Source organism: Euzebya rosea, assembly GCF_003073135.1.
Classification (GTDB): domain Bacteria; phylum Actinomycetota; class Nitriliruptoria; order Euzebyales; family Euzebyaceae; genus Euzebya; species Euzebya rosea.
The window spans coordinates 1-11337 of record NZ_PGDQ01000034.1 but is presented as its reverse complement, the minus strand read 5'-3'; the positions used below and the strand labels follow the sequence as shown (position 1 = coordinate 11337).

Genomic DNA, 11337 nt, shown 5'->3' with positions numbered 1-11337 from the left:
TCCCACTCGATACCTGCCCAAGGGGGCTCCGCCCCCTTTCGAACCCCCACGTGGAAGCGCGGGCCTCCTGTCGCTCCTTCGTCGCGGAGTCGGGTCCTACTCCCACTCGATGGTCCCCGGGGGCTTGCTCGTCACGTCGTAGGCGACGCGGTTGATGCCGTCGACCTCGTTGATGACGCGGGTGGCGATCTTCTCCAGCACGTCGTAGGGGATGCGGGCGAAGTCGGCGGTCATGGCGTCCTCGCTGGTGACCGCGCGGATGATGATCGGGTGGCCGTAGGTGCGCTCGTCGCCCTGGACGCCGACGGAGCGGATGGCCGGGAGGACCGCGAAGGACTGCCAGATCTCGCGCTCCAGGCCCGCACGCTTGAGCTCGGCCAGGACGATCCGGTCGGCTGCGCGAAGCAGGTCCAGCCGCTCGCCGGTGACCTCGCCGATGATCCGCACCCCCAAACCGGGGCCGGGGAAGGGCTGGCGCCAGACCATCTCCTCGGGCAGGCCCAGCTCCTCCCCCACCTTGCGGACCTCGTCCTTGAACAGCCACCGGAGCGGCTCGACGAGGTCGAACTCCATGTCGTCGGGCAGGCCGCCGACGTTGTGGTGGGACTTGATGGTCGACGCGCTGCCGTGGCCGGACTCGATGACGTCGGGGTACAGCGTGCCCTGGACCAGGAACTTGGCGTCACCGGCGTGCTCGCGAGCGGCCTGCTCGAAGACGCGGATGAACTCGCGGCCGATGATCTTGCGCTTCTCCTCCGGCTCGGTGACCCCGGCGAGGTGCTGGAGGAACTGGTCTGCCGCCTTGACGGTGACCAGGTTGACGTCGAAGTGCTCGCCGAACGCCTCCTGCACCTGCTCGGCCTCGCCGTGCCGCAGCAGGCCGTGGTCCACGAAGACGCAGGTCAGCTTGTCGCCGATGGCCCGGTGGACCAGCGCCGCGGCGACGGCGGAGTCCACGCCGCCCGACAGCCCGCACAGCACCTCGGCGTCGCCGACCTGTGCACGGATGGCCTCGACGGACTCCTCGATCACGTTGAACGCGGTCCACGAGGGGTGGGCGCCGGCGGCGTGGAGGAAGGACTTGATGACGTCCTGGCCGTACGGGGTGTGGCTGACCTCCGGGTGGTACTGGACGCTGAAGATCCCCTTGTCGGGGGCCTCCATGGCGGCGACCTGTCCGCCGGTGGTCGTGCCGATGGCGGTGAACCCCTCGGGCACCACGGTCACGGCATCGCGGTGGGACATCCACACCGTCTGCTCCGACGGCTGGTCGGCGAGGAGGGTCGAAGCGGGTTCGCCGCGGAAGTCGGTGCGGCCGAACTCGGGGTTGTCGGTCTTGGCGACCGTGCCGCCGAGCGCCTGGGCGATGACCTGATGGCCATAGCAGATGCCCAGCGTCGGGATGCCGAGCTCGAGGATCCCCGGGTCGATCGTGGGCGCACCCTCGACGTGGACCGACTTGGGCCCGCCGGAGAGGATCAGTCCCTTGGGCTTGCGGGCGGCGACCTCCTCGGCAGAGATGTCATGGCCAACGATCTCGGAGTAGACATGCGCCTCGCGGACGCGACGGGCGATGACCTGGGCGTACTGGGCGCCGAAGTCGACCACGAGGACGGTGTCATGCTGCTGGGCGTTGAGGGTGCTCACCTCGACAGTGTGACAGGCCCTCCCCGGCCCCTCCCAACCCCGTGGGACGGGCCCCCTGGACCCGCCCCACTCCCGACCCTACGAGGCGGCCGCCCGGGCGTCGGCGAGCACCGCATCCGACACCACGTTCGTCGATCCGAAGACGTTGACTCCCGTCAGCGGCGCACGGCTCTGGATGAAGGAACGGGTGGTCTGCAGCAGGTCGTCGCGCTGGACGTACAGCACCGGCTCACCGGGGTTCACGGCGGCCGAGGTGAGCGCGAACACCCACGCGTCGTCGATGAAGCCGTTGACGAGGGTGACGTCGTTGATGCCGCCACGCCGGCTGGCGAAGTCCTCGGCAATGACGCGAGCGGTGTCATCTCGCGACGCCCCCGAGAGCCGGTAGGACACGGTGCCCTGCGGGGCAAGCACCTCGTCGATGCGCCGTTCGACGTCGGCGCTCACCGCAGCCTGCCCACCGAGGATGGCCACCTCGGCAGCGCCGCCGGCGAGGTAGGACTCCACTGCCGGATGCAACGAATCGGACGCGGTCACCAGGATCGGGATGCCGAAGATGCCGCCGTACGCCCCGCCCGTCGCGGAGTCCACGGCGTTGTCCGCTCGCGCGATGAGATACCGGTAGCCGTTGAAGCCGCCGCGGTTCTGCAGAACTCGCTCGACCTGCCCGGCGACCTCGACGGAGGTCTCCACGCGCGAGGGACCCGACAACCGCAGGACGCAGAAGTTGCCGGCCAGCTGGTTCTCGATGTCCTGGGCGATGGCGCCGGTCCCCCCGAGGATGTACACCTCGGCCTCCCCCTGGCTGGCAAGCGCCTGGCAGTCCGCCTGCTGCGGGGGCAGGACCCGCGCGATCTCCGCGGCTATCCGCGAGTCCAGCTGGTCACGCGGGTTGAGCAGGAGGGGGCCGTTGACGGTTCGTGCCAGGACTGCCCCACCGAGGTTGTCTGCGAAGTTGTCGCTCCGCCCGAGGACCACTGCGCCCGCCGCGCCGTCCTGGATGACCTCCTGCGACACCGCCAACGATGCCTCGACCGGTTGTCCGCTGTCGACACCGCCCGCCAGGCGGAACCCGCCCTGGGCACTCGCGGGGATGGCCCCCACGAGCAGCAGTGCCATGGTGCACACGGTCGTCGTCATACGGGTGATGGCTGTTCGCATGGTCACTCCTTGGCTCGAGGGGGTCCCACCGACAGCACCCCGGCAAGACGCGGACCCCGCCGGGACGCGCCGGCTTCGGACCATATGCCAGCCGCCGACGCGCTGCCGACCGCTGCGCCACATCGACCCACGACCCGATGACGAACCCCTCGCGGTCAGTAGCGACCCGTCCGGAGCCCCTCGAGGTCGGCGAGGTCCTCGGCGGTGAACGTCGACGGCGGCGGACCCTGGAAGAGCTGGCCGATCGCGGTCGTCTCGATCGCGTGGAACATCACCGAGCCGCTGTCGCGGCTGTGGCCGGGATGGTCGGGGTCCTCGTGGTCGATCTCGGACTCGTAGGAGAGGTTGACCAGGCACAGGACGTGACCGAGCTCGTGGACCACGACGGCCCTCAGGATGGCGTCGGCACCCCCGAGGAGGATGGCGAGGTCGTCGACCCGGTCGGGGAAGACCACGAACGACGTCGCCCCGAACGCGATGCCGATGGATGAGGCGATGCCGGGGTCGGACTGGTCGGGCTGGCCTCGCAGGGCGACGACGTGCACGACCGCCGTGTCGCCGGTCTGGGGGATGGAGCGCGACCCGGCCTCGACCGCGCGGATGTCCTCCAGCGTCCACTCGCGGGCCTCGCCCTCGATACGGCCCGACGCATCGACGGTGACCCCGCCCGGGGCGTCGGCGACCTGTCGCAGCGTGCCGGCGAGGTGGTCGAGGACCGCCCCGGACAGCTCGGCGCCGGCCTGGGCGTCGACCTCGATCACGCGGGAGGCGATGGCCGGCTGGAGGAGGGGACGGCAGGCGCTGGCAAGCGGACCGTCGGCATCGATGGGGGTCGGACCGGCGGGTGTGTCCGCAGGGGCAGGTGGAGGGGTGGCCGCGGATGCATCGTCGGCGGTGGGCGATGCCGGGGCGGGTGCCTCCGTGGCGCCGGGCGCGGCCGGTTCCCCCGGGTCCCCGGTGGGCGTGGCACCCGGCGCAGGCGCGGGCGTCACGGTGCCGTCGGCCGTGTCCGCGGTGTCGCCGGTTCCGCTCGGAACCGGGACCGTGGTCGGCGTCGTGGGGGCCGTGGTAGTGGGCCCGCAGGCGCTCGCCAGCACCACGCACACCGCCACGACGAGCCCGACGACGCGCCGTTCGGGTCGAGAACTAGTTCTTCCTGATCCCATGAAATGGCCCTCTTTCGCCATACCGAGCGTACGCATGCCCACCGATAGTTAAGTCACGCAAAGGCAACCCACCTTCACCCAGCGTAAGAGTCCAGGGAGGACCCACCGCCATGATCACCACCATCACCACCTTCGCCCACATGCTGTCCCTGCGCGTCAAGGACGAGCGCGGCGCCACCGCCGTCGAGTACGGCCTGATGGTCGCCCTCATCGCCGTCGTCATCATCGCCGCGGTCGCCGCCCTGGGTGGCGTGCTGAACACCAGCTTCACCGACACCTGCACTGCGATCGACACGGCTGCCAGCGCCACCAACACCAACTGCCCGTAGTCAGACCACACGGGCCGCCCGATCGCCGCGAGCGCGCGGCCCGTTCCAACCTCGCCTGGCCGGGACCACGACGGTCCCGGCCAGCGCACATCCCCCACCGCACGCCCACCCGACCCCTCACCACACCCGCCGACCTGCCGAAGGACTCGTGAGATGCGCACCATCGACCGCCTGGACGACGAACGTGGCGCCGCCACGGTCGAGTTCGCCGCGATCCTGGTGCCGCTGATGGTCCTGGTCCTCGGGATCATCTCCTACGGCTACATGCTGAGCTTCCGGCAGGCCATCAGCCAGGCCGCCGCGGAGGGGGCCCGCGCCGCCGCGGTCACCCCGGCCGGCCTGCCCAACGCCGACCGTGAAGCCCGCGCCCTCGACGCCGTCGACCGCGCGGTCGGCTACGGCGTCACGTGCGCCAGCCCCGGCATGACCTGCACCGTCGTCATCGACGACACCTGCGGCCTGCACGGCTGCGCGTTCGTCGAGCTCGACTACGACTACGGCAACTTCCCCCTCATCGCCGCCGTCGGGTCGCTGGTCCCGATGCCCGACCACCTCGTCTACGAGGCCGCGGCGGAGGTCAGCTGACGTGACCGCCGCCATCCGGCGCCGCCTGGACCCCGCCGACGAGCGGGGTGCCGTGCTTCCGATCTTCGCCCTGCTGCTGGTCGTGCTGCTGTCCGTGACGGCCTTCGCGGTCGACCTCGGCATGCAGCGCGTCCTCGCACGGGACCTGCAGGCCACCGCCGACGTCGTCGCCCTGGATCTGGCCCGCCGCCTGGACGCCGGGACCCGCGCCGACGTCGAGGCCGCCTGGAACGCCGGTCCCCTCGCCGCCAGCCTGGCCCGCAACACCGACAACGTCGGCACGGTCGAGCAGGTCGACGTCGAGGCCGGGCTCCTGGCCGCCGACGGCAGCTTCACCTCCATCGCCACCAGCGACGTCCCCGACGCCGTCCGCGTGACCATCGCCGGCCGCGTCCCCTTCGCCTTCACGGCCGGGTTCGGCGGCCCGGCCAGCGGCCCCGCCACCCGCTCGGCCGTCGCGACCGCCAACGGCCTCCGCCCCGGCTCGCCCGGCTCGGCCTGCATCCGCCTGGGCTCCTTCGCCCTTGGCCTCGACTCCGCTTCGTCACCGCTGCTGGACCCGATCCTCGGCGGCGCGCTGAACACCACGCTGGTCGGTTACGCCGGGCTGGTCGACGCCACCGTCACCCTCGGCGACCTCGCCGCCGAGCTGGGCGCCGGTACCCCGCAGAAGCTCGCCGCGACCGTCGTCACCCTCGGCGACCTGTACGCCGCGACCGCCGACGTGCTCCGCAACGGCGGCGACACCGCCCACGCGGCCCTGCTGGACGGCATCGTCACCACGTCGGTGTCGTCGGTCTCCATCGCCCTCGGTGACCTGCTGGCCGTCGGACAGGCCGGCACCGCGGCGCCGGACGCCCGGGTGAACGTGCTCGACCTCGTCACCGGCGCAGCGTTCGTCGCCAACGGCACCAACGCCATCGCCGTGCCGGGCCTGGCCGTCACCGTCCCCGGGGTGACCGGGCTGTCCGCCACCCTCCGGGTGACCCAGGGACCGGTGCTGGCCTGCGACGACTCGGTGGCCGAGACCTCGCAGGTGCAGCTCCGCCTCGGCGGCACGTTCACCTCCCTCCCCCTGGTCACCGCCAACCCCAGCTTCGCGCTGACCCTGGACCTGGCGACGGCAAGGGCGGAGATCATCGACATCGACTGCACCGCCAACCCGCCCGGATCCCTGGACGTCAGCGTGTACGACCGAACCGTCGCGCGGGAGTCGCTGGCCACCAGCATGCAGGTCTCCGTCACCGTCGTGCCGCTGCTGGACATCCGGCTGCTCGACGTGTCGGTCGTGGCCGGTACCGCACCGTCCACCGCACCCCCGACCGTCGTGACCGTCGACACGACGACGTTCACCGACGGGATGACCGCCCCCCACTCCAGCGGCCCCGGCAGCATCGGCGTCACCCCCCTCTCGGTCAGCACCAACGTCACCGTGGCCGGCCTGCCGGTCAGCCCGCTGATCGCCCCGCTCCTCAGCCCCCTCCTCAGCGCGCTCAACAGCACCGTGGGCGCGCTGGACCACGCCATCGTGACCCAGATCGCCCCGCAGCTCGGCATGACCGTCGCCGGCGCCGACGTGTGGGCCCTGGACGCCCCCACCTGCGCCCAGCCCGTCCTGCGTCGCTGACCCCTCGCAATCCACCACCACGTCCCGCATGTGAAAGGCACATCCACCATGAAGGCCAACCGACTTGCCCTCGTCGGCGTCCTGCTCGGACTCGCGGGGACCGTCCTGCTCGCCCTGTTCGTCACCAGCTCCGCCGGCGAGAAGGCCGGTGAGACCGCTGCCGTCTGGATGGCCAGCGACGCCGGGATCGCCGCCGGAACCCCCGCAGAGGAGGTTGCGGCCGCCGCGGTCCTTCGCGACGTGCCGGTCGAGCTCGTCCCGGCCCGCGCCCTGATCGGCCCCGACGACGTCCTCGGCCAGCAGGTCTCCCGTCCGGTCGGGCCCGGGGAGATCCTGACCGCCGACCAGTTCGCACCGGTCGGTCCCGCCGCGGGCGGCCTCGTCGTTCCCGAGGGCTGGGAGGTCCTGAGCGTCGAGGCGAGCCCCGCCCCCGGCGTCGAGGGCTACGCCACCACCGGATCGCTGCTGAACCTGTACTACACCGCCACCACCCAGGCCCAGACGACGGCCGACGGGCAGACGGTGGCCGGCGAGGCGTTCACCCAGCTCGTGATGGCCCACACCGAGGTCCTGGCCGTCACCCGCGGCACGCTCACCGGTGAGGCCACCGCGGTCAACGAGCAGGCTGCCGCCGGCGGCATGGTCTTCCTCCTCAAGGTCCGGCCCGAGGACGTGCCCACGCTGGTGTTCGCCGAGCAGAACGGCACCCTCTGGTTCTCCCTCGCCAACGCCGACGACCCGGCCCCGACCAGCGAGCGCTTCACCTTCGATGACCTCGACCCAGCCGCGATCACCCAGTCGATCAGCGAGGCCCGCACCCAGCTGGAAGCCGACCGCGCCGCCCAGGAGGCGGCCGAGGCCGACGAGCTGGCCCGGCGCAACACCGGTTCCGACGGCGACACCGGCCAGGACGGTGGGGAGTAGATGTTGCGCCTCCAGCCACCACCACCCCCGGGGGCGGCCAGCCCGCCTCCGCCACCGCCACCCGGCGCCGGCATCACCCCGCCGCCCCCCGCGGCTCCGCGGCCCCGGTCGGCCACCCCGGCGCCCGCGACCGCGGTCGAGCAGCCCGCTGACCTGACCGGCGCCCGCGTCCTGCTGGTCGCTGCCGGCGACGACCTGGTCGCCCCGCTCGCCCTTCCGGGTGTGTCCGTGGCCCACCTGCGCGACACGGCGGGGCTGCAGCAGGCCGTCGACGGCGAGCCGTGGGACGTCATCGTCGCCGGTCCCGAACACGCCGACTCCCCGGCGCTGGAGATGCTCGCCGACGTGCGCATGGCCCGGCCGGACATGGGCCTGGTCGTCACCATCAACGACCACCAGCCCGCCGACCTCAGCACCTTCGTCCGTGCCCGCCCCGATGCGCTGGTCACCCTGCCGCTGGCCGACGATGCCCTCCGCCATGCCCTCGGCCAGGCCCTCGTGCTGGTCCACAAGCGCCGGGGTGTCCACCAGGACTCCCTGACCCGCCGTGCCGACGGCACCCCGCCGCCGCGGCTGGCCCCCGTGCACGTCGTCACCGGGCCCTCCGGTGGCGCCGGCAAGACCATGCTGTCGATGGCGCTGGCCCACCTGCTGTCACAAGGCAGCGGGCAGGTCGTGCTGGCCGACCTCGACTCCCAGTTCGGGAAGGTCGCGGGGTCGCTGCAGCTGCGCCCGACCGCGTCGGCGTACGAGTGCCTGTTCGACGACACCGGCCGCCGCTACGACCGCCGCCTGGTCGCCGAGCACGTCCCCGACGCCCTGGTCGACGCGCCCTCCGGCTTCGGTGTCCTGGCCGCCCCGCCAGACCCGGTCCACGGCGACGCCATCACCGGCGACGACGTGACGACCCTGGTCGGAGCGCTCCGTCGCAGCTGCGACGCCGTCGTCCTGGACTGCCCTGCCGGGCTCGGTGAGAAGACCCTCGCCGCGCTGGACCGCGCCGACCACCACATCGTCGTCACCCAGATCGACGTGCCCGCCATCGCCAACCTTCGCAGCTACCTCGACACGCTCGAGCGGCTCGGCGTCGAACCGTCCAGCCAGGCGGTCGTCCTGAACAAGGAGATCCCGGCCAGCGGCGTGACCGGCCGGGACGTCGAGCAGGTCATGGGCCCCGTCGCTGGTGTCCTGCCGTTCGAGCCGCTCGTCGCCCGCGCCCTCAACGACGGCCTGCCGGTCACCGCCGCGCTGCCGGACCACGAGTTCACCCGCCTGCTGCACACCATCCTGGCCCCGATCGTCCCGGGTCTGGACGCTGCACCCACCACCGGCCGCCGTCGCGCTGGCCTGTTCCGGAGGAGCTGACGCCATGAAGCTGTCCGACCGCCTCGGCACCGCACCCCCTCCCCCACCGGCTGCGCCGGCCCCCGTCGCCGCGAGCACACCGGTCGTTGCCCCGACACCGGCCGTCCCGGACCGGTCCGGCCCACCCCCGACCCCGCCGGCCGACCTCGGCCGTGGCCGTGTCGGTGAGGACTGGCTGGCCCGCAAGCGCCGCATCCAGGCCCACATCATCGACGGGCTCGGCCCGCTGCTGTCGGCCGGCACGGCCGGGATCGACCTCGCCGCTGAGGTGCGCAACCGGTTCGACGACGCCGTCGTGGCCACCAACACCGTCACCAACACCGGCCAGCGGCAGCGCCTGCTGGCCGAGGTCACCGCCGACATCCTCGGCCACGGGCCGATCGAGCCGCTGCTGGCCGACCCCGACGTCACCGAGATCATGGTCAACGGGCCCGATGACATCTTCGTCGAGCGGGCCGGCCGGATCGAGGCGACCGACGTGCGCTTCGACGACGAACGGCACCTGCGCCACGTCATCGACCGGATCGTGTCGTCGGTGGGACGCCGGGTCGACGAGTCCTCGCCCATGTGCGACGCCCGCCTGGCCGACGGCTCCCGCGTCAACGTCATCCTGCCGCCCCTGTCCCTCAAGGGCCCGGTCATGACGATCCGGAAGTTCCCCGAGCAGCCGCTGCTGATGGAGGACCTCGTCCAGGTCGGCTCGTTGTCGGCCGCGACGGCGCAGTTCCTCAGCGCCTGCGTCGAGGGCAAGCTCAACATCCTCGTCTCGGGCGGTACCGGCACGGGCAAGACCACCGTGCTCAACGCGGTCAGCCAGTTCGTCCCCGCCGGCGAGCGCATCGTCTCCATCGAGGACGCCGCCGAGCTGCAGCTCAACCAGCCCCACGTCATCCCCCTGGAGACCCGGCCACCCAACGCCGAGGGCGCCGGTCAGGTCACGATCCGCGACCTGGTCCGCAACGCCCTGCGCATGCGACCCGACCGCATCATCGTCGGTGAGGTCCGTGGCCCCGAGGCCCTCGACATGCTCCAGGCGATGAACACCGGCCACGAGGGGTCGCTGACGACGGTGCACGCCAACTCGCCTCGCGACGCCCTGTCACGGCTGGAGACGATGATCCTCATGTCGGGCGTGGAGCTCGGCCTGCGGGCCATCCGCGAGCAGGTCGGCTCGGCGCTGGACCTCATGGTCCACCTCGACCGGCTCGGGGACGGACGCCGGGTCATCTCCGCCATCGAGGAGGTGCAGGGCCTCGAGGGCGACGTCATCACGACCCAGACCCTGTTCGCCTACCACTTCACCGAAGGTGGCCGGGACACCTCCTCCTCCGCGGGGTACCTCCGCCCGACGGGCTTCCGCCCGAAGGTGCTGGACAAGCTGCAGCGCTCCGGCGTGCGTATCGACCGTGGGCTGTTCGCCGAGCTGCCCGACACCAGCCGGAAGGGCCGCTGACATGGACGCCTCCATCGTCCAGGACGTCTCGCTCGTCGGGATCCTCGGCGCCGGCCTGCTGCTGACCGGCGGCCTCGTGCTGCTGCTCGTGTCCTGGCAGAACCGCCGGGCCCGCGGGGTCGAGCGGCTGCGTCGCGTCCTCGCCGACGACACCGGGACCGAGCACGACCCCTCGCTCGCGGCGACGTGGTCGGCGCTGGTCCGCGCCGCGGAGGACATCGGGTCGGGCTCGGGGCTGTACGCCAGCCTGGCCGACAAGCTGACCCGCGCCGGCTGGGTCCTCAAGCCCACGGAGTTCCTGCTCCTGCTCGGCGGCCTGTCGCTCGGCGCCGGGGCGCTGGGATGGGTGCTGGACGGGGTGCTGGTTGCCGCGATGTTCGCCCTCGCCTTCCCCATCGCCACCTACCTGCTGCTGTCGGGGCGGGCCGACCGCTACTCGTCCCGCTGTGACGAGCAGCTGCCCGAGGCCCTGGGGCAGATGGGGTCGGCGATGCGCTCGGGCCACTCCCTCCAGCAGGCCCTGGAGGGCTACGCCACCCACGGGTCGGCGCCGCTGGCCGGGGAGTTCGCCCGCGTGCTGGCCGACACCCGGGTCGGCCGCCCGCTGGACGATGCGCTGCTCGCGATGGGCGAGCGGGTGGGCTCGACCGACCTGCGCTGGGCGGTCCGGGCGATGCTCATCCAGCGTCGCACCGGCGGCAAGCTCGCCGAGATCCTCGACGTCCTGGCCGAGTTCATGCACGACCGCATGGAGATCCGCCGCGAGGTCCGCGCGTTGACCGCCGAGGGCAAGATCTCCGCGATCATCCTGATGGCGCTGCCGTTCGTGGTCCTCGCCGGGGTCATGACGACCAACGCCGCCTACCTGCAGCCCATGCTCACCAACCCCCTCGGCCGCGTGATGATCCTCGGCGCCCTCGGCGCCATGGGCCTGGCGTGGTTCCTCATCCGCGGGATCATCAAGGTGGAGGTGTGATGTCCATGGGAGGGACCCACTCGTGGGAGGGACCTGTGGTCATCGCACTCGCGGGTCCGGGGCGGAGCCCCGAGAAGGTCAAGGGTGTGATGTCCATGGGAGGG

At 72.2% G+C, this 11337-nt stretch carries 10 protein-coding genes; 7 read left to right on the top strand and 3 right to left on the bottom strand.

Annotated elements, in window-relative coordinates; all coding sequences use genetic code 11:
- Positions 1-96: 96 nt before the first annotated feature.
- The 3 genes from guaA to CUC05_RS24150 all read right to left on the bottom strand — a co-directional run bounded on the left by guaA (position 97) and on the right by CUC05_RS24150 (position 3800).
- Entirely contained in the window at positions 97-1647 is a 1551-nt protein-coding gene (gene guaA / locus CUC05_RS24160; protein ID WP_108668715.1) for a glutamine-hydrolyzing GMP synthase, read from the bottom strand.
- A 78-nt stretch (positions 1648-1725) separates the two neighbouring features.
- On the bottom strand, positions 1726-2766 hold the full coding sequence (locus CUC05_RS24155; RefSeq protein WP_170128109.1) for a cell wall-binding repeat-containing protein: 1041 nt from the start codon (positions 2764-2766) through the stop codon (positions 1726-1728).
- A 197-nt stretch (positions 2767-2963) separates the two neighbouring features.
- Positions 2964-3800 (bottom strand): hypothetical protein, encoded by an 837-nt coding sequence (locus CUC05_RS24150; RefSeq protein ID WP_157965975.1) that lies wholly within the window; start codon positions 3798-3800, stop codon positions 2964-2966.
- A gap of 284 nt (positions 3801-4084) precedes the next feature.
- Between CUC05_RS24150 and CUC05_RS24145 the strand changes: the two genes are divergently transcribed.
- From CUC05_RS24145 to CUC05_RS24115, 7 genes are all read left to right on the top strand, one after another.
- Positions 4085-4303: a Flp family type IVb pilin gene (locus CUC05_RS24145; RefSeq protein WP_108668712.1), complete on the top strand. Its 219-nt coding sequence runs from the start codon at positions 4085-4087 to the stop codon at positions 4301-4303.
- A gap of 153 nt (positions 4304-4456) precedes the next feature.
- Positions 4457-4888 carry a TadE/TadG family type IV pilus assembly protein gene (locus tag CUC05_RS24140; protein WP_108668711.1) on the top strand — a complete coding sequence of 144 codons (432 nt, stop codon included), beginning with the start codon at positions 4457-4459 and terminating at the stop codon, positions 4886-4888.
- A 1-nt stretch (position 4889) separates the two neighbouring features.
- Positions 4890-6515 (top strand): pilus assembly protein TadG-related protein, encoded by a 1626-nt coding sequence (locus CUC05_RS24135; RefSeq protein WP_108668710.1) that lies wholly within the window; start codon positions 4890-4892, stop codon positions 6513-6515.
- A 48-nt stretch (positions 6516-6563) separates the two neighbouring features.
- Positions 6564-7439: a Flp pilus assembly protein CpaB gene (cpaB, locus tag CUC05_RS24130; RefSeq protein WP_108668709.1), complete on the top strand. Its 876-nt coding sequence runs from the start codon at positions 6564-6566 to the stop codon at positions 7437-7439.
- Positions 7440-8804, top strand: a complete 1365-nt coding sequence (locus CUC05_RS24125; RefSeq protein ID WP_108668708.1) for a CpaE/TadZ family protein — start codon at positions 7440-7442, stop codon at positions 8802-8804.
- Positions 8805-8808: 4 nt separating this feature from the next.
- Positions 8809-10257, top strand: coding sequence for a TadA family conjugal transfer-associated ATPase (locus CUC05_RS24120; RefSeq protein ID WP_108668707.1), 1449 nt, complete (start codon positions 8809-8811; stop codon positions 10255-10257).
- A 1-nt stretch (position 10258) separates the two neighbouring features.
- Positions 10259-11233 carry a type II secretion system F family protein gene (locus tag CUC05_RS24115; RefSeq protein WP_108668706.1) on the top strand — a complete coding sequence of 325 codons (975 nt, stop codon included), beginning with the start codon at positions 10259-10261 and terminating at the stop codon, positions 11231-11233.
- The last annotated feature ends 104 nt before the right edge of the window (positions 11234-11337 follow it).

What these genes read in the sequence shown, in the direction of transcription:
- CUC05_RS24125 (WP_108668708.1), top strand. Translation starts at nt 7,440, where the DNA reads ATGTTGCGCCTCCAGCCACCACCACCCCCGGGGGCGGCCAGCCCGCCT.
- CUC05_RS24155 (WP_170128109.1), bottom strand. Translation starts at nt 2,766, where the DNA reads ATGGCACTGCTGCTCGTGGGGGCCATCCCCGCGAGTGCCCAGGGCGGG.
- CUC05_RS24115 (WP_108668706.1), top strand. Translation starts at nt 10,259, where the DNA reads ATGGACGCCTCCATCGTCCAGGACGTCTCGCTCGTCGGGATCCTCGGC.
- CUC05_RS24120 (WP_108668707.1), top strand. Translation starts at nt 8,809, where the DNA reads ATGAAGCTGTCCGACCGCCTCGGCACCGCACCCCCTCCCCCACCGGCT.
- CUC05_RS24145 (WP_108668712.1), top strand. Translation starts at nt 4,085, where the DNA reads ATGATCACCACCATCACCACCTTCGCCCACATGCTGTCCCTGCGCGTC.
- CUC05_RS24140 (WP_108668711.1), top strand. Translation starts at nt 4,457, where the DNA reads ATGCGCACCATCGACCGCCTGGACGACGAACGTGGCGCCGCCACGGTC.
- cpaB (WP_108668709.1), top strand. Translation starts at nt 6,564, where the DNA reads ATGAAGGCCAACCGACTTGCCCTCGTCGGCGTCCTGCTCGGACTCGCG.